The 16,807-nt window shown below is 61.2% G+C and carries 17 protein-coding genes; 8 read left to right on the forward strand and 9 right to left on the reverse strand.

What is annotated here, in order from left to right:
• Positions 1–3 precede the first annotated feature (3 nt).
• Positions 4–1,248 carry a TIGR03862 family flavoprotein gene (locus VNV36_RS14325; RefSeq protein WP_325718346.1) on the forward strand — a complete coding sequence of 415 codons (1,245 nt, stop codon included), beginning with the start codon at positions 4–6 and terminating at the stop codon, positions 1,246–1,248.
• Between the two features lie 149 nt (positions 1,249–1,397).
• On the opposite strand, the gene rhlE1 is transcribed toward VNV36_RS14325, so the two are convergent.
• Both rhlE1 and yedA read right to left on the reverse strand, forming a co-directional pair.
• A complete protein-coding gene (gene rhlE1 / locus VNV36_RS14330; protein WP_325718347.1) occupies positions 1,398–2,738 on the reverse strand; it encodes an RNA helicase RhlE1 in 1,341 nt (446 codons plus the stop codon).
• A 52-nt stretch (positions 2,739–2,790) separates the two neighbouring features.
• Positions 2,791–3,726, reverse strand: a complete 936-nt coding sequence (yedA, locus tag VNV36_RS14335; protein ID WP_325718348.1) for a drug/metabolite exporter YedA — start codon at positions 3,724–3,726, stop codon at positions 2,791–2,793.
• 162 nt (positions 3,727–3,888) lie between these two features.
• Here yedA and VNV36_RS14340 point away from each other — a divergent pair, with 162 nt between their 5' ends.
• The gene (locus VNV36_RS14340; protein ID WP_325718349.1) at positions 3,889–4,341 is read left to right on the forward strand and encodes an Lrp/AsnC family transcriptional regulator; all 453 of its coding nucleotides are present in this window, start codon (positions 3,889–3,891) and stop codon (positions 4,339–4,341) included.
• 136 nt (positions 4,342–4,477) lie between these two features.
• Here VNV36_RS14340 and VNV36_RS14345 read toward each other — a convergent pair whose 3' ends face one another.
• The 3 genes from VNV36_RS14345 to VNV36_RS14355 form a co-directional block, all read right to left on the reverse strand.
• Positions 4,478–5,083, reverse strand: a complete 606-nt coding sequence (locus VNV36_RS14345; protein ID WP_325718350.1) for a 3'-5' exonuclease — start codon at positions 5,081–5,083, stop codon at positions 4,478–4,480.
• Positions 5,084–5,105: 22 nt separating this feature from the next.
• Positions 5,106–5,585: a LabA-like NYN domain-containing protein gene (locus VNV36_RS14350; protein WP_325718351.1), complete on the reverse strand. Its 480-nt coding sequence runs from the start codon at positions 5,583–5,585 to the stop codon at positions 5,106–5,108.
• A gap of 204 nt (positions 5,586–5,789) precedes the next feature.
• Positions 5,790–6,548, reverse strand: a complete 759-nt coding sequence (locus tag VNV36_RS14355) for a DUF2076 domain-containing protein (RefSeq protein WP_325718454.1) — start codon at positions 6,546–6,548, stop codon at positions 5,790–5,792.
• Between the two features lie 177 nt (positions 6,549–6,725).
• On the opposite strand from VNV36_RS14355, the gene VNV36_RS14360 reads away from it, so the two are divergent.
• From VNV36_RS14360 to VNV36_RS14370, 3 genes are all read left to right on the forward strand, one after another.
• Positions 6,726–7,400, forward strand: a complete 675-nt coding sequence (locus VNV36_RS14360) for a YciC family protein (protein ID WP_039761773.1) — start codon at positions 6,726–6,728, stop codon at positions 7,398–7,400.
• Between the two features lie 75 nt (positions 7,401–7,475).
• Positions 7,476–8,555, forward strand: coding sequence for an endonuclease/exonuclease/phosphatase family protein (locus VNV36_RS14365; RefSeq protein ID WP_325718352.1), 1,080 nt, complete (start codon positions 7,476–7,478; stop codon positions 8,553–8,555).
• Positions 8,556–8,607: 52 nt separating this feature from the next.
• Positions 8,608–9,543 carry a WaaS/CpsH family glycosyltransferase gene (locus tag VNV36_RS14370; protein ID WP_325718353.1) on the forward strand — a complete coding sequence of 312 codons (936 nt, stop codon included), beginning with the start codon at positions 8,608–8,610 and terminating at the stop codon, positions 9,541–9,543.
• Here VNV36_RS14370 and VNV36_RS14375 read toward each other — a convergent pair.
• The 3 genes from VNV36_RS14375 to hrpB form a co-directional block, all read right to left on the reverse strand.
• On the reverse strand, positions 9,540–9,965 hold the full coding sequence (locus tag VNV36_RS14375) for a hypothetical protein (RefSeq protein WP_325718354.1): 426 nt from the start codon (positions 9,963–9,965) through the stop codon (positions 9,540–9,542). The two genes, VNV36_RS14370 and VNV36_RS14375, sit on opposite strands and share 4 nt — an antisense overlap.
• Positions 9,966–9,978: 13 nt before the next feature.
• Positions 9,979–10,551 (reverse strand): hypothetical protein, encoded by a 573-nt coding sequence (locus VNV36_RS14380; RefSeq protein WP_325718355.1) that lies wholly within the window; start codon positions 10,549–10,551, stop codon positions 9,979–9,981.
• A 129-nt stretch (positions 10,552–10,680) separates the two neighbouring features.
• Positions 10,681–13,200, reverse strand: a complete 2,520-nt coding sequence (gene hrpB / locus VNV36_RS14385; protein ID WP_325718356.1) for an ATP-dependent helicase HrpB — start codon at positions 13,198–13,200, stop codon at positions 10,681–10,683.
• Positions 13,201–13,565: 365 nt separating this feature from the next.
• On the opposite strand from hrpB, the gene pmcY reads away from it, so the two are divergent.
• Both pmcY and VNV36_RS14395 read left to right on the forward strand, forming a co-directional pair.
• Entirely contained in the window at positions 13,566–13,985 is a 420-nt protein-coding gene (pmcY, locus tag VNV36_RS14390) for a periplasmic Zn2+ metallochaperone PmcY (protein ID WP_325718357.1), read from the forward strand.
• A 12-nt stretch (positions 13,986–13,997) separates the two neighbouring features.
• Positions 13,998–14,894: a cation diffusion facilitator family transporter gene (locus VNV36_RS14395; protein WP_325718358.1), complete on the forward strand. Its 897-nt coding sequence runs from the start codon at positions 13,998–14,000 to the stop codon at positions 14,892–14,894.
• Here the strand turns inward: VNV36_RS14395 and VNV36_RS14400 are convergent.
• Positions 14,888–15,820, reverse strand: a complete 933-nt coding sequence (locus VNV36_RS14400) for a DUF6515 family protein (protein ID WP_325718359.1) — start codon at positions 15,818–15,820, stop codon at positions 14,888–14,890. The genes VNV36_RS14395 and VNV36_RS14400 overlap by 7 nt on opposite strands.
• A gap of 451 nt (positions 15,821–16,271) precedes the next feature.
• On the opposite strand from VNV36_RS14400, the gene VNV36_RS14405 reads away from it, so the two are divergent.
• Positions 16,272–16,751 carry an Lrp/AsnC family transcriptional regulator gene (locus VNV36_RS14405; protein ID WP_007909658.1) on the forward strand — a complete coding sequence of 160 codons (480 nt, stop codon included), beginning with the start codon at positions 16,272–16,274 and terminating at the stop codon, positions 16,749–16,751.
• The last annotated feature ends 56 nt before the right edge of the window (positions 16,752–16,807 follow it).

A 16,807-nucleotide genomic window follows, 5' to 3' on the forward strand; every position in this document is an offset into this window, starting at 1 on the left:
CCCATGACCCAGAGTTCCGCCCCCGTCAATGCTCACGTCGCCATCATCGGCGGTGGCCCCGCCGGCCTGATGGCCGCCGAAGTGCTGAGCCAGGCCGGAATCCGCGTCGATCTTTACGACGGAATGCCCTCGGTCGGGCGCAAATTCCTGCTGGCCGGGGTCGGCGGCATGAACATCACCCACTCCGAAGCCTACCCGGCATTTCTCGCGCGCTATGCCGAACGCGCGCCGCACATCGCCCCGCTGCTGCGCGCGTTCGATGCCGATGCGCTGTGCCAATGGATTCATGGGCTGGGCATCGAAACCTTCGTCGGCAGCTCCGGTCGCGTGTTCCCCACCGACATGAAAGCCGCGCCGCTGCTGCGCGCCTGGCTCAAGCGCCTGCGCGACAGCGGCGTGGTTATCCACACCCGCCATCGTTGGCTCGGCTGGGATGAACACGGTGCCCTGCGCATCGCCAGCCCGGAAGGCGAAATCAGTCTGAAACCCGACGCCACCCTGCTTGCCTTGGGGGGCGGCAGTTGGTCACGCCTGGGCTCCGACGGAGCGTGGATGTTGCCGCTGGAACAACGTGGCGTGAGCCTCGCGCCGTTGCAGCCGAGCAACTGCGGCTTCGAGGTGCAGGCCTGGAGCGAACTGATGACGAGCAAATTCGCCGGCGCACCGCTGAAAAACATCGCCATCGGCTTGAATGACGATGCGCCGCGCCTGGGCGAATGTGTGATCACCGCGACCGGGGTTGAGGGCAGTCTGATCTACGCGCTGTCGGCGCCGATTCGCGAGGCGATCAATCAATACGGTGCAGCGGTTATCCACATTGATCTGCTGCCCGGCCGCCCTGTGGATAAATTGCAGGCGGCATTGAGCAAGCCACGTGGTTCGCGCTCGATGGCCAAGCATCTGCACAGTCAGGTCGGGATTGACGGAGTGAAAGCGGCGTTGTTGCGCGAGTTGACCGACGCCGGAACCTTCGCCGATCCGGCGCTACTGGCGCAAGCGATCAAAGCGTTGCCGTTGACTCTGGTGAAAACCCGCCCGCTGGATGAGGCGATCAGCAGTGCCGGTGGCGTTAGGTTCGAATCGATGGATGAGCAACTGATGCTCAAGACGTTGCCGGGGGTGTTTTGCGCAGGCGAGATGCTTGACTGGGAAGCGCCGACGGGTGGGTATTTGTTGACCGGGTGTTTTGCCAGCGGGCGGGCGGCGGGGTTTGGAATGCTGCAATGGCTTCAGCACGAGACCCTGTAGGAGCTGACGAGTGAAACGAGGCTGCGATCTTTCGATCTTCCAAATCCAGATCAAAAGATCGCAGCGTGCCGCAGCTCCTACAGGAAAACCCATTCCCAATGTGGGAGCGAGCCTGCTCGCGAAGGCGCCATTACAGACGCCACATCACATCAAGGCTTGCGCTTGCGCGGCCCGGTGTTGAACACCGGCACCTTGCGCACTGGCTTGATCGATGGCTCCGGCGCCTGCGTCTCGCCGCTGTCGACCCATTTGCCCAGATTGCGTTTACCGCCACCACCGCCCGACGCCTTCGGCTTCTTGGGTTTCTTCGGCTTCTTGATCACCTGGCCGCTGGCATCGGTATCCGGCACGCGGTGCTCAGGTTCGAAATCCGGCTCGTTCTGGCGCTTCAAGGTCTGGCGCGTCAGCATCTCGATCGCCGACAACATGTTCACCTCATCGGCACACACCAGCGAAATCGCCTCACCGGTGGCACCCGCGCGGCCGGTACGACCGATGCGGTGAATGTAGTCCTCGGCCACGATCGGCAGATCGAAGTTGACCACCAGCGGCAGATCTTCAATGTCCAGACCCCGGGCGGCAACATCCGTCGCCACCAGAATCTGCACTTCACTGAGTTTGAAACGATCCAGTGCGCGCTGACGGGTTGCCTGCGGTTTGTCGCCATGGATGCCGTCAGCGTTCACACCCAGGCCCTGGAGTTTTTCTACCAGCGCATCGACACCGTTACGGGTCTTGGCGAACACCAGCACCTGCTTCCACTTGTTCTTGCGCATCAGGTGCACGAACAGTTCGGCCTTGCGCTTCTTGTCCACCGTAACGATCCATTGTTTGACGGTGTTGGCAGCAACATTGCGCGGGCTGACTTCAACGCTCAGCGGATCGTTGAGCATCTGCCCGGCGAGCAGGCGGATGTCATCGGAAAAAGTCGCGGAAAACAGCAGGGTCTGGCGCTTTTTCGGCAGCATGCGATAAATATTCGCCAGTTCTTCGGAGAAGCCCAGGTCGAGCATTCGATCGGCTTCATCCAGCACCAGAGTTTGCAGCTGGTTCAGTTTCAGCGCGTTCTGCCGGAACAGGTCGATCAAGCGACCGGGCGTGGCGACCAGCACATCGACGCCGCCGCGCAGCTTCATCATCTGCGGGTTGATGCTGACGCCGCCGTAAACCGCATAAGTGCGCAGCGGCAAGTTTTCCGCGTACTGTCGCACGGCTTCATGAACCTGCTCGGCCAGCTCGCGGGTCGGCACCAGAATCAGCGCACGCGCCGCGTTGGCGGTGACTTTCGGCCCTTCCATGGCCAGCAACTGCAACAGCGGCAAGGCGAAACCGGCGGTCTTGCCGGTGCCGGTCTGGGCCGCTGCCATCAGGTCGCGACCGGCCAGCACGGCGGGAATGGCTTGCGCCTGCACCGGCGTCGGGGTCTGGTAGCCGAGCGTCTCGAGGGAGCGCAGCAAGGGTTCGATCAGGCCAAGGGAGGCGAAAGTCATGGGAGTACCGTAGGAAAAAATGACGCGGGGATGCAATGCCGCGCAGTTTACCCTAATTCGTACGCGCTTCCGTCGGAACGGCTCTCGCCTCCGTCACCGGCGGCCGCGCCTGCCGCCGCCACTGCGGCAGGCTGATCAGCAGCACGGCGCTGATGATTACCAGCATTGCCAGCGCTTCTTCGATGCCAATGGTCTCGCCGACAAACACCACGCCGAGCAATACCGCCACCGCCGGATTGACGTAGGCATAACTGGTCGCCGCCGCCGGGCGTACATGCTTGAGCAGATACATGTAGGCGTTGAAAGCAATGATCGAACCGAAACCGATCAGATAGGCCAGCGCCAGCCAGCCTTCGAGCGGCGGCATGGCCTGCAGGTGCTCGCCGCTCATCGCGCTGCCGATCAGCAGGACAACGCCGCCGACAAGCATCTCCACCGCGCTGGCCATCGCTCCCGCCGGCAGCGGCAGATGCTTGCTCCACACCGAACCGAACGCCCAGCTCGCTGCCGCGAAGATCAGCAACATCGCGCCGAGCGGACTCGATTGCAGGTTGGAGCCCATGTTGAGCATGGCGATGCCGATAATCCCCAGTGCGACCCCGGCCCATTCGAGACGGGTATTACGCGCGCCCCAGAAATAGCCGAACAACAAGGTGAACAACGGCACCGTCGCCACGGCCAGTGCCGCAACGCCCGAGGCCACACCGGTGTGCTCGGCCACGCTGACCGCGCCATTACCGAAACTGAGCAGCAAAATGCCGACGAGCCCCGCCGCTTTCCACTGCGCCCAAGTGGGGGCCGGAGCACCGCGCCAGCGCAGCCAGGCGTACATCAAGCTGCCAGCAATGACGAAGCGCACTCCGGCAAGCAACAGCGGCGGCCAATACTCCACACCAATGCGGATCACCAGGTAGGTCGAGCCCCAAATCACATACAACGCAAAAAACGCGGCGATCAACGGCAGGGAAAAACGGCGCAAGGCAGGCATGGGCAGCTCGACAGTCAGATTCGGTGGTCGGGTTATTCTAGAAAGGCTGTCGCGCAAAAATAAGTTACAAAACCTGTTTATCGCGCCGGTACACTTTGGAAATCACGGACATTGGACGGATAACCCGTGATTTCGAAAGTCTGGCCCTTTCAGGAGTCTGCCTTGGACAAATACGACCGCATGCTGCTCAGCGCCCTGTTGGAAAACGGCCGTGCGTCCTACGCCGATCTGGCGCGCAAGGTGAACCTCTCCGCCCCAGCCGTGGCCGAGCGCGTGGCCAAGCTCGAGGCGTCCGGAGTGATCACCGGGTATCAGGCCAAAATCGATCTGGCGAAAATCGGTCTGCCGGTCCAGTGCGTGATCGAATTGCGCCTGAACCAGCATGGCAACCAGAAGACTTACGACGAGTTGATCAAGATCCCACAGATCACCGAATGTCATCGGGTCACGGGCGACCCGTGCGTGATCATGCAGGCAGCGGTGGGCTCGATGCCGGAGCTGGAAGAGTTGATCAACCGCGTGGCGAAGTTCGGCTTCAGCAAGACCTCGATCGTACTGTCGAGCGCCGTCGAAAAGCGTGTGCCCTTGGGGCATATCGAAGGCAACGGCAAATAGTTCGGGTCAACACTAATCTACTGTAGGAGTGAGCCTGCTCGCGATGGCGGTGTATAAGCAGGCGTCAATGTTGAGCGAAGAACCGCTTTCGCGAGCAGGCTCGCTCCCACAGAGGGCTTTGCGTCGGGATTGGGGATCAGCGATAACGCTGCAAATGTTCGCCGACTTTCGCCGCCGGGACTTTCTGCAATTTGCACAGCAGGTCGTGATTCAACTCGCGCACCCCATGCTTGCCGCGCAACTCGTCGGCCAGATGCGCTATCAGGTTGGCCGCCATCTCGGCATCGGCCATGGCCCGGTGAGCCTGGCCGGTATGCGGCAATCGCGCAAAAGTGGTCAGCGTGCCGAGCTTGTGATTCGGCGCCGCCGGCATCAAGCGGCGCGCCAGCAACAACGAGCAGGCAAAGTTCTGCAACCGTGTTCTTTTGATTCGGCCCAGTTCGAAATCCCAGAATTTCTGGTCGAACGAAGCGTTATGCGCCAGCAGCGGCGTGCAGCCGACGAATTCGTTGACCTCTTCCATCACTCGCTCCGCCGGGGGCGCGGTGCGTAGCATGGCATTGCTGATGCCGGTCAGTTGTTCGATGAACGCCGGGACGCGGACACCGGCGTTCATCAGGCTCTGATAACGCTCGACGATGCGGCCGTTTTCCAGCATGACCACGGCGATTTCCGTCGCCCGGCAGCTGCTGTTCGGCGAGAGGCCGGTGGTTTCAAAGTCGATGACTGCAATGCGTTCCAAACCGGGTTCAACTCCGTTCAAATCAAGTCTTGAGCAGCAGCGCGCCTTCGATCGGCACGTAACGGCTGGCCGCGCGGATCAGCGAATTGGCGGTCAGGCCGGGCACGCCATAGGCCACCGCTTGCACCCCGTGTTTGCTGATGATGCGTTCGAGCAGCATGTCGAAATCGCCGTCACCGGAGGCCAGCACGACTTCGTCGACATGGTCGGCGGCGTCCATGATGTCGAGGGTGATGCCCACGTCCCAGTCGCCCTTGGCCGAGCCGTCGCTGCGCTGGATGTAGGGTTTGAGCTTCACGGTGAAACCGAGGTTGCGCAGGATCTGCTGAAACTGTTGCTGCTTGCTGTCGCCACGGTCGATCGCGTAGGCATAGGCCTCGACGATCTGCCCATCCTTACTGATGTCCGCCCACAGTGCGGCGTAGTTGAAATGACAACCATAGGCCTGACGCACGGTGTAGTAGAGGTTCTGCACATCGGCGAACACTGCGATTTTTTTCACCGGAGTTCCTGTGAGCGCGCAAGCGCACGAAGCGGGATCAGGCGATCAGGCCCGAAAAAGGCGCTCAGTATGCCAGTAAAAGGCAGTGTGGCGAGGGAGCTTGCTCCCGCAGGGGCGAGTGGCGGCCCTTCTTTACAAGAAGGCCTGCTGCGCAGTCCAGCGGGAGCAAGCTCCCTCGCCACAGGGGCGGGTGATAGCCGTTGGTCAGACGAAGGAGTCGTCGTCATCGAAGAACGACGAATTGTCACTGCTGTAATCGGCGTCGGTGAAGCCGCCCTGGTCGTTGCCGTAGGTGTCGTTACCAGCCACGTGCTGCTCACCACCCCAGTCGTTGTTGCTCTGATCGGCGACCTGAGCCGGTTCTTCCTTGATCACCTCGACGATTTCCTCCGGCTGCTGATTGTGGTGGAACAGGCTGCTGATGCCCTGCGCCAGCATCACACCACCGGCCACTCCGGCTGCGGTTTTCAGGGCGCCGCCGAGAAAGCTGTTGCCCGCCGCCGGGGATGCCTGTTGCGCAAAGCTGGACGACGCGGCGCCGACATTCTGTTGTGGCGCGGGAGCCTGGAAGCTCTGCTGCGGCGCGGGTTCGCGCCAGCCGCCGGTGGACGACGGTGCTGCGCTCTGGCCAGGCGCCGGACGCGCACTGCCGCCACCAAAAATGCTCGACAGAAACCCACCGCCACTCGATGCCGGCGCTGCACTCTGCGCCTTGGCCGATTGCAGTTCTGCCTGCAAACGCTGGACTTGCTGGGTCAGTTGCTTGTTCTGCTCATCGAGGCTCTTGAGCGCGGCCTCTTGCACCAGAATCGCCTGGGTCATGAAATAGCCTGCCGCCGGTTGGCGTGTCAGGTGTTCCTTGATCCGCGCCTCGGCCTGGGCGTCGCGCGGGGCTGCCTCCGTTTCGGCTTGTTGCAGCCGGGAAAACAGACCATCGATCAGGGTTTGCTCTTCGCTGTTCATGGCGACCTCGTAGATTGCCGGTAATAACATGCCCTCGCCCACCGCGGGCGTGGTGCTCTCCTGTAATGGAGACAGTGACAAAACGTTTCAATGACCTTTACCGAATGTTTACGTTTGTGCCGCCCCGCATTGCATCGGTTAAAGTGAGCCACTGTTTCCGACCTGCGATACCGACTGATGAATGCCCTCGAAGTACTGCGCGACTCTTTGTATTTTTTCAAACGCCATCTGGGCAGCATTGTGCAGTTGTGCCTGCCGTTGGTGATTGTCGAAGCATTTCTGCAACAGGCGGTCGATCACGCCACCGGGCCGGACACCTTTGCCGGAGTCAGCATCATCGTCGGTCTGCTGGTGTACCCGCTGTACACCGCCGCACTGATCCTGTTTCTCGATGCGCGCAGCCGGGGCGAAGCGCCGCGCAACCGCGACCTGCTGGCGATGGCGGCGACGCTGTGGCCGCGCTTCGCCGTACTGACCGCGCTCAACACTTTGCTGATCCTTCTGGGCCTGTCGCTGTACTTCCTGCCGGGCCTGATGCTGATGGTCATGCTCGCCTTTGCCGAGTATCTGCTGGTGCTGCGCGGCCTCGGGCCGTTGCAGGCGATGAAGGAAAGTCTGCGCCTGACTCGCGGGCACTTCTGGCGCATCCTGCTGTGCATTCTCTGTGTGATGACACCGTTGTGGTTGCTCAAGGGCGCGACGCTGGCGGTCTACCCAGAGCCGCAGAATCCGCTGATTGCCGGGCTGATCGACAGTGCTCACAGCTTCCTGCAACTGTTCACCAGCGTAGTGCTGTTCCGCCTGTTCATGCTGATCAGCGAATTGCCTGACAAACGTAACGGAGCGGTCTGACCGCGCCGTGCTTGGGCTTCGCCGCTGCCGTCAGGTATGCTCGGGGCCACTTTCTGTAACGCTATAAGCCGAGCCATGACCCGTCTGCTGCGCTACACCCTGTCACTCGTTGCCCTTGTCGTCGTCCTGCTCGGCGCATTGTTGTTCAGCCTGACCTGGCGCCCGGACGCCCGCGAAACCCTGGCGGTCAGTTGCAGCGCCACGGCACCGACACTGGTGCCCGGCCAGGCGCTGAAAGTCATGACCTGGAACGTGCAGTTCCTCGCCGGCAAGCGCTACGTGTTCTGGAATGATCTGGCTCAGGGCGACGACGACGCGCCGACGCTTGAAGACATGGCCTTCAGCCTTGATGAAGTGGCGCGGGTGATCCGCGACGAACAACCCGATGTGGTGCTGTTGCAGGAACTCGACGACGGCGCCAAGGCCAGCGACTACCAGAACCAGCTCAAACTGTTGCAGGAGCGTGTCGCCGACCTGTACCCGTGCAGCACCAGCGCGTTTGACTGGAAAGCCGACTTCGTTCCCGAACCGCATATCTACGGCAGTGTCGGCCGCCAACTGGCCACGTTGAGTCGTTATCGCATCGAACACGCCGAGCGCCTGCAGCTTCCGGTAACTCCGAGCAACTTCATCAGCCGCCAGTTCCAGCCCAGGGACGCTTTGCTCACAGTCAAACTGCCGCTCAGCGATGGCGGGCAACTGAGCGTGTTCAACACCCATCTGCAGCGCGCCAGCCAGCCGGACGGCACCTTGCAGGCGCAGGTAGCCGCCGTGGCCAAAGTCCTCGACAAATATGAAAGCCAGGGCCTGCCCTGGCTGATCGGTGGCGATTTCAATCTGTTGCCGCTGGGCCAGTACCGGCGCCTGCCCGCCGAACGACGCACACCCTACTCTGCCGACAGCGAACTGCATCTGCTGTGGGACAAGTACCCGATGATCCCGACCAACAACGAGGCCGGCGGCATCGACCGGGCCAAATGGCTGACGCATTACCCCAACGACCCCGGCCTCAATGGCCCGGATCGCACCGTCGATTATCTGTTCTACAGTCCAAGGCTAAAGCGCGTGGAAGCGCAGGTACGGCAGGACGACACCTTGCGCATCTCCGACCATTTGCCGGTGATTGCGCGGTTCCTGCTGCCAGCGGCACCCTGACCCGATCGGTAAATCAACGCCCGACCGCGCCCCATTCAAGACATGGAAAAGCATGAAGATCTTATTGGTATGCAAGGACATCGGCGGCTACGCGCGAAAACTGGCGGAGCACTTGGGCAGCGCTGATGAAGTTTGCTTCATCGATACCGCTGCGCTGGCAAAACCCTTCGACCGGGCGCCGAAGATCTGGCGGCGCCGGCTCAATCGCTGGTCGCAGTTGCGCCAGTTCAGCAAGGTTGTGGTGGCTGGCAGACCCTTCGACGTTGCTCTGATCATCAACCCGGCGCAAATCGATCCCAAGCAGCTGGCAATAGCTCTGAGCGCGAGCGAGCGCAAGATTGCCTACCTCTACGACAGTTTCAGTCGCTGGCCCATTAGCCGTGAGGCGTTGGCGGTGTACGACGAAGTGTTTTCCTTCGACCCGGAGAATGCCGAGCAATACGGCCTGAAAAAACTGCACAACTTCATTTACGACGACTACGTCGCCGATGGCGATGCCGGCGAATATTCAGCATTGGTGGTGATGGCGGGGAAAGATCGAGTGCCTGCACTGGAAGGCTTGGCCAGAGCATTCGATCAATTGGGTGTGACCGATTACAAGTTTCTGGTGCAGTGCAAACCGATTGCCGGCGCCCATCCGGGAATCACCTTTTTCGAGCAACGGATGTCACTCGAATCGGTTGGCGAACTGGTGAAACGCTCGCGGATCATTCTCGACATTTCCAAGCCCGGCCAGGCCGGTTTGAGCTTCCGTTTTTTCGAAGCCATGGCCGCGCGCAAGAAAGTCATAACCACCAACAGGCACGTGCAGGATTACGACTTCTATAACCCGGCGAACATACTGGTGATCGATGAGACTGAGCCGGTGATTCCGGCCTGGTTTATCTCTACTCCGTACGTCGACATCCCTGAGCAGATCTATCGCAAATACACTTTACAAGGCTGGATCGAGACTGTTTTCGCATCAAACAGTCATCGATCGCTTTAGAGCCCCGGTGGAACGTAACCCGGGACATAGCGGACGTTGGCGCATTTGCCATGCAGTATCCGCCCGTCCTCGATCAGGAACTGGGCGATTTTCTTCTGCTGATTGATCTTCGCCTGTAACTTGCAGGTAGAACTATGGCCGACCTGTTGGTAGTGCTCGGTGTACACCATGCCATTGCCGGTATGGGTCATCGAAGTGCCGGCCGCTTCGGTGGAGGTCCAGCTCGCAGACTTGTGCCACGTCAGCACGGCCAAGGGCTCGCCGTTCGGACCGGTTTCCTTTTGCATCGAATCAGGAGTGCCGAACAGATCCAGTGCTTCCTGGAGATCGCGGCCTTCCCAGCGGCTCTGCGCGATCGTGGAACAGCCGCTCAAGAGCAACCCTGCCAACAAGGTTGCCAGCAATAAACGTGTGTAAGTCATTGGATGCCCCGGCTTATTTTTTAAGTTCGAGCAGGCTGTCGATGTTGTCCATCATCTGGCTCTTTTGCTGAATTGGTGCGAGCTTGAAAAACATCTGCTGCAGCATTTCGATCATTTGCAGATACTCCATCTTGCCCACGGCGGCCATGTCGTTTTTGGCGCGACTGCCCGGCGCGCAGGCAAACTTCAGCGCTTGCTGGACCCAGAACTCTTTCGGGGTCTGCCATTGGCTGGCAACTTTCAGATGACGCATGGTGTAAGCGAGACGCTCGATGGACTGGCCATTGATAAAACGTACCTTGCCCGTAGAGCACTGGGCTTCGAGGTTGTAGACGTCGATCATCGGTTTGCCTGGTTCTTCATAAACCAGGGTCACCGCGACCATGGTCGCGCCTTTGGTTTTCTGCGAAGGCACCACCGACGTCGCATCCGCAACGTACATGATGTTTTTTTGCGCCACGCCGTTACCGTAGATAATCCACCAGTCGCCAATCGGATTGGGCTCTTCGGCCATGGCCGAACTGGAGGCGGCCAGCAGCGCAGCCGACAAGAAGATCAACTTCTTGAACTTGAAGAATGAGGTCATGGGCAGTTCCGTTCCTTGGGCGCAAGTTGCAGGCAGCAACACCTGTTATTGTTCAGGCGGCGATTTTGCGAGCCTGCACAATCAAGGGCAATTAGCACGGATGGGCTAATGGCGCGCTGCCACTGCGGGTCAGGTGCCCCGTGGTTTCGCCCGCGCCGTGGCTTCGGCGACCAAGGGGTCGTCCGGCCAATAATGCTTCGGATAACGCCCCTTCAAATCCTTCTTCACCTCGGCATAGGTGCTGCGCCAGAAGTTGGCCAGATCCTGAGTGACCTGCACCGGGCGCCGCGCTGGCGACAGCAGATGCAGCTTGACCACTTGCCGTCCGCCGGCAATCCGTGGCGTATCGGCCAGACCAAACAGCTCCTGCAGACGCACCGCGAGAATCGGCGGGTATTCGCTGTAATCCAGACGAATCGAAGACCCCGACGGCACGCTCAAATGATGCGGCGCCAGCTCATCGAGTTTCTGTGGCAGCGGCCACGGCAGCAGGTTGCGCACGATGCTCGACAGATCGAGGTTGGCGAAATGGCTGAGCCGCGAGACCTTGCCCAGATACGGCAGCAACCAGTCTTCCAGCGTATTCAGTAGCGCTGCGTCGCTGACATCCGGCCACTGGCTGTCGCCCTGAGTGCTCAGATCGAGCTGGCGCAACAGCGCCACCCGCGCCTGCCACTGGCGCAGTTCCGGCGTCCACGGCAGCAACTCCAGCCCCTTGCGCCGGACCAGATTGACCAAGGCCTGACTGCGCGCGTTTTCATCAAGACCCGTCAACGGTTCACGGCTGAGAACCAGCTCGCCGACCTTGCGCTGGCGCTCGGCGCGCAGCACGCCTTCGCGCTCGTCCCAATCCAGTTGATCGACGCTACGCACCTGCTCGGCGAGCACCGAATCGAACAGCGCCGGATCGAAATCCGCCGCCAGATAAATGCGTTCTTCGCGCTGGCCCTGACGGCTGCCGAGGTCGGCAATGACGATCCACTCGTGCTTCATCAGGCTGTCGGCCTCGGCGAACAGCGCCGCGCGTCCATTGGCCAAACGGTATTCGGCCCCGCCGGGACGCCGTTGCTGAGCGACGCGATCAGGGTAGGCCAGTGCCAATAACGCGCCGAGCCAGCGCGGATGATCGGGATCGCTGACCGGCTCGCTCGGTTTGCCGCGCAAGTAACCGCGATACTGTCGGGCCAATTGCCGGGCGCGTTGCACCCCGCCCTGCGCCCCACGACCGGCGCGCTCTTCGCCTGAAAGCAGCACCAGCCGGCTGTGCAGATCCGCGCCGGCGCCGCGCAAGATATCGCGCTCGCCGAGCAGTGCTGCCACCTCGCAGGCCATCGCCGCCAACCCTAGCGCCTGACCGCGCAACAGCAGATGCGCAATGCGCGGATGTGCCGGTAATTCAGCCATGGCCTGGCCGTGGGCGGTCAGCGTTTCGCCGTGCAGTGCGCCGAGCCGTTGCAGCAAATCCTGCGCCTGTGCGTAAGCGGCGGCTGGCGGCACGTCCAGCCAGACCAGTTCACCCGGACTCACGCCCCAGCGCCCCAGCTGCACGGCCAGACCGGCCAGATCCGCGGAGAGGATTTCGGCGCTGCCATAAGCGCCCAGTTGTTCATGCTGATCCTGCGACCACAGGCGATAACACACACCCGGCTCCAATCGCCCGGCACGGCCGGCACGCTGGGTAGCGCTGGCTTTGGATATTCGTTGGGTGTCGAGGCGGGTCATGCCGCTGCCCGGGTCGAAACGCGGCACCCGCGCCAGTCCGGCATCGATGACCACGCGCACGCCATTGATGGTGAGGCTGGTCTCGGCGATGTTGGTCGCCAGCACCACTTTGCGCTGCCCGGGCGGCGCCGGATCGATCGCCGCGCGTTGCGCATTGAGGTCGAGCTCACCGTGCAACGGGCACAGCAACACGTCTTTGCGTTCGCCGATGGCTTCAGCCAGTTTTTGATGCACACGGCGGATCTCTGCCTGCCCCGGCAGAAACACCAACAGGCTGCCGGTCTCATCGTGCAGCGCTTCGAGCACCGTCTGCGTAACGCGCTGATCGATGTATTCGCCCGGCTGAAACGGCCGGCCCCAGCGCATAGTCACCGGATACATGCGCCCTTCGCTGCGCAGGATCGGCGCGTCATCGAGCAAGCCTGCGAGCCGCTCGCCTTCGAGGGTGGCCGACATCAGCAAAATCTTCAGCGGCTGTTCAGCGCGAAACAGCTCGCGACCGTTCAGACTGAGAGCCAGCGCCAGATCGGCGTCGAGACTGCGCTCATGAAATTCGTCGAAGATCAGCAGGCCTACGCCTTCCAGCGCCGGATCGTCCTGCAAACGCCGGGTGAGAATGCCTTCGGTGACTACTTCAATGCGCGTTTTGGGGCCGACCTTGCTGTCGAGGCGGATGCGATAACCGACGGTTTCACCGACCTGCTCGCCCAGCTCACTGGCCAGACGCTCCGCCGCCGCCCGCGCGGCCAGACGCCGTGGCTCGAGCATGACGATGGTCTGCCCGGCCAGCCAGGCTTCATTGAGCAAGGCCAAGGGCACGCGGGTGGTTTTACCGGCGCCGGGCGGTGCTTCGAGCACGGCTTCGTGGCGAGACGCGAGGGCTTCACGCAGAGCGGGTAAAACATCGTCGATCGGCAAAGAAATCATGCTGGCTCCCCAGGGCGTGCCCACAGTAAATTGCGAGTCGCGTTAAAGCTGTGAGCGTGCCAGGCAAGGCGCGGGACGCAGGTAAGGGTCGTTTCCTTGCCAAGTCCCGCAACGCAGCATGGCGCGCTCACAGCTTTAGCCCGCAGGGCCGAACCCCGATAGAGTTCATAAGCCTTCACGCGGTGTCGACCTGGAGAAAACAACTTCAATCCTCAACGTATTTCCGTAGGGGTGAGACGAGGCCGCAATTTACTGTGGGCACGCCCTGCCAAGCCGCGAGTATAACGACGAACTGTCTGACGTTCGTCAGGGTCTTAACTTCACAAGACGAAGCTTCGTTATTTGATGACTCAGGAGACATTTCCATGCGCTTACCCTCTCGCCTGATCGGCGGTGTTCTGGTCGCCACGCTGCTCACGCAACTCTCGGCGTGCGGTTCGATTTTCTACCCGGACCGGCGCGGCCAGATCGACGGCAAGATCGACCCGGCGATTGCCGCGCTCGATGCCGTGGGCCTGTTGTTCTACATCATTCCCGGGCTTATCGCGTTTGCCGTCGACTTTGCTACCGGCGCGATCTATTTCGAACCGGGCCACACCGCGCAGATCGATCCGGCCAAGCTCAAGCAAGCCATCGGCCCGGATGGCCAGGTCGATAATCACAAGTTGCAGGCAATCCTCGAAAGCGAACTGGGCAAGGACTTTCCTCTCGATGATCCACGCCTGATTCAGCACAAGGGCAGCACTCAGCAACTGGCGATGTTCGGCCTGCAACCCGCCGCTTAAAAAGGAAGCTCAATGACATCCAGCCCCGAACACGCCCGCCTGCTGCGGCTGGCGACCCGCGCCTCGGTGGCGGTGGCGTGTACGTTGATCATCGCCAAGGCCATCGCCTGGTGGTTCAGCGGCTCGGTGAGCATGCTCGCCGGCCTTACCGACTCGGCGCTGGATGGCGTCACCTCGATGCTCAATCTGTTGGCGGTGCATTACGCCTTGCGCCCGGCGGATGACGATCACCGCTATGGCCACGGCAAAGCCGAATCGCTGGCGGGGATGGCACAGGCGCTGTTCATCGGTGGCAGTGCGGTGTTGATCGCGTTTCAGGCTTATACGCGGCTGAAAACGCCCGAGCCGCTCGGCGCGCCATGGCTGAGCATCGGCGTGATCGTGTTTTCCCTGCTGCTCACCGCGGCACTGCTGCTGTTGCAGCATCGGGTGATCAAGCAGACCGGCTCCAACGCCGTGCGCGCCGACTCGCTGCACTACCGCTCGGACCTGCTGCTCAACGCCAGCATTCTGCTTGCGTTGGTGTTGGCCGGGTTCGGTTATGCGCAACTGGATGCGTGGTTCGGCCTGGGGATCGCCGCGTATATTTTCTGGAGCGCGATTCAGATCGCTCGGGAAAGTTTTTCGGTGTTGATGGACGAGGAACTGCCGACCGATGTCAGCCAGCACATGCTCGAACTGGCGTGCAGCGTGCCGGGCGTGTTAGGCGCGCATGACCTGCGTACGCGGATTTCCGGCAACCACTGGTTTGTGCAATTGCATCTGGAATTGCCTGGCGAACTGACCCTGTCAGTCGCCCATGGCATCAGCGATCAAGCGGCGGCGGCGATTCACAAGGCTTATCCCAAAGCCGAAGTGCTGGTGCACGCCGACCCACAGGAAGTGGTGCTCGCCGCCCGCACTCAATAATTGACTTGGTAACCACGACTGCTCAAGCAGTTGCCCTGCGCCTGGCGGTACGCCTGAACCACTTCGGCTGCAGGTTGATAAGTTACGGTGCGCGGGTCGAAACCGCTTTGCTGCACGGCGTACTGATAGCACTGGTACCCGTCCTGCTGCACTTGCTGCGGCGACTGGCCGTTGGCCGGGTACGCTTCGACGTCATAGCCCTGCGCTTGCGGTTGCGGCTGTTGCGGCGGCTCGACCACCACGTAATCCTGCGTCGCCTCCTGATAGGCGTAATAAGAGCCAGCGGCGAGGAACAGCAGCGAACCACCGATCCAGACTTCACGGGCGTAATCCGGCAGATATTGAATGCGGATCCCGCGCGGTGGCTGCACGACGATGTAGCGCGGGCCTTGCGGGCGATACCAGTAGCCGCCGGAATAGAAGTAATCCTGACCGCGGTACGGCACGCGGTAATCGCGATCCGGGAAGCGGTCGATCACATGCCCCGGGCGATATTGCGGGCCGGGGCCCCAGCCATTGCCATGACCGTTCGGCCGTCCCGGCCAGCGGTTGTCATCGGGACGCGGCCGCGTCTGCCATTGCTGATTGTGATAACCGTTCTGCGGGCGCTCGTCGCGGTAGTAACCCTGACGCGGTTCCTGAGTCTGGCGCACGGCGTCGGGACGCGGCTGGATCGGCAGGTTGTTACCGGGCTGGCGAGGCGGCTCTGGCCGATCATCGGCACGGTTGCGGTTCTGCCACTGACCGTCGTTGCCATGAGGCTGGCCGTTGTGCTCGAACTGACGGCTGTTGTCGCCACGAATGATCTCGTTGTTCTGCGGTCCATTGCCGGGTCCACGATTCTGCGGCTCATCAGCCAGCGCTTGCGCACCGACACCCACACACAGCAAACCAACACCGGCCAGACGCCAGATGCGCGAATTCATGCTTTTCCTCATTGTGGGAGCCTGTCGTTGGAAGAGCCTGTTGCTAAGACTCGCAACAGGCCCAGCGGGTTCTGCAACAGGTTATCAGGCGCGCAACTTATTTATTGAGGCGCCAAGATGAAATCGCAGGCAAGAAAAAAGGGAGACCCGTCGGCCTCCCTTCTGGAGAACTTCGTCCTGGCTCGACGCTTTTGACGTCGGCTCACCTCACGCCGTCTTCTGGACAGTGTGCAGCTCGGGGGCCGGCACATCCCCGGTGGGGGTGGCGACCGCGGCGGGCCTGATTGGGCGGGCCGCTGTGGACTGTGTTACCGAGCAGTGATTCTGGTGATAAGAATAGGCTCGAAGCCGCGACAGATGATTGCGAAAATTGCTCAATTAAACACTGCTTGCGCAATTTTTAACCCTGGATAGATAATCCGCCGCAATAGTTACGACCAAGGACAGATTGATGAGCAAACTCGACCGTTATGACCTGAGTATTTTGGCGGAATTGCAGCGCGACGCCCGTATCTCCAACCAGGAACTGGCCGAGCGCATCGGTCTGTCGCCCTCGCCCTGCTCGCGGCGGGTCAAGCAGCTGGAAGACGACGGCTATATTTCGCGTCAGGTGGCGTTGCTCGATCGCAAGATGCTCGGCTTGAGCCTGACGGCCTACGTGCTGATCGGCATGGACCGGCACACGCCGGAGCGCTTCGAAAATTTCGAAGCGGCGATTCGCACGTTGCCGCAGGTGCTGGAGTGCAGCCTGGTGACGGGCGTGGACGCCGATTACCAGCTGAAGGTGGTGGTGCCGGATATGGATCACTACCAGAAGTTGTTGCTGGGGCACCTGACGCGGATCGAAGGGGTGACGAGTGTGCGTTCGAGTTTTGTGTTGAATCAGGTTTTGAACAGTACGGAATTGCCATTGACTCATTTGCGTAGCTGAAATCGCTTTCGCGAGCAGGCTCGCCCCCACAGGGAATGCGTCCAAAGTGGGAGCGA

The sequence above is a fragment of the Pseudomonas sp. genome, assembly GCF_035554175.1.
Taxonomy (GTDB): Bacteria; Pseudomonadota; Gammaproteobacteria; order Pseudomonadales; family Pseudomonadaceae; genus Aquipseudomonas.

Excerpts from the sequence above, each read along its gene's own strand:
- VNV36_RS14380 (WP_325718355.1), bottom strand. The coding sequence starts at position 10,551 with ATGACCTCATTCTTCAAGTTCAAGAAGTTGATCTTCTTGTCGGCTGCG.
- yedA (WP_325718348.1), bottom strand. The coding sequence starts at position 3,726 with ATGCCTGCCTTGCGCCGTTTTTCCCTGCCGTTGATCGCCGCGTTTTTT.
- VNV36_RS14355 (WP_325718454.1), bottom strand. The coding sequence starts at position 6,548 with ATGAACAGCGAAGAGCAAACCCTGATCGATGGTCTGTTTTCCCGGCTG.
- VNV36_RS14360 (WP_039761773.1), top strand. The coding sequence starts at position 6,726 with ATGAATGCCCTCGAAGTACTGCGCGACTCTTTGTATTTTTTCAAACGC.
- VNV36_RS14325 (WP_325718346.1), top strand. The coding sequence starts at position 4 with ATGACCCAGAGTTCCGCCCCCGTCAATGCTCACGTCGCCATCATCGGC.
- VNV36_RS14405 (WP_007909658.1), top strand. The coding sequence starts at position 16,272 with ATGAGCAAACTCGACCGTTATGACCTGAGTATTTTGGCGGAATTGCAG.
- VNV36_RS14400 (WP_325718359.1), bottom strand. The coding sequence starts at position 15,820 with ATGAATTCGCGCATCTGGCGTCTGGCCGGTGTTGGTTTGCTGTGTGTG.
- VNV36_RS14365 (WP_325718352.1), top strand. The coding sequence starts at position 7,476 with ATGACCCGTCTGCTGCGCTACACCCTGTCACTCGTTGCCCTTGTCGTC.
- VNV36_RS14370 (WP_325718353.1), top strand. The coding sequence starts at position 8,608 with ATGAAGATCTTATTGGTATGCAAGGACATCGGCGGCTACGCGCGAAAA.
- VNV36_RS14375 (WP_325718354.1), bottom strand. The coding sequence starts at position 9,965 with ATGACTTACACACGTTTATTGCTGGCAACCTTGTTGGCAGGGTTGCTC.
- hrpB (WP_325718356.1), bottom strand. The coding sequence starts at position 13,200 with ATGATTTCTTTGCCGATCGACGATGTTTTACCCGCTCTGCGTGAAGCC.
- VNV36_RS14395 (WP_325718358.1), top strand. The coding sequence starts at position 13,998 with ATGACATCCAGCCCCGAACACGCCCGCCTGCTGCGGCTGGCGACCCGC.
- pmcY (WP_325718357.1), top strand. The coding sequence starts at position 13,566 with ATGCGCTTACCCTCTCGCCTGATCGGCGGTGTTCTGGTCGCCACGCTG.
- rhlE1 (WP_325718347.1), bottom strand. The coding sequence starts at position 2,738 with ATGACTTTCGCCTCCCTTGGCCTGATCGAACCCTTGCTGCGCTCCCTC.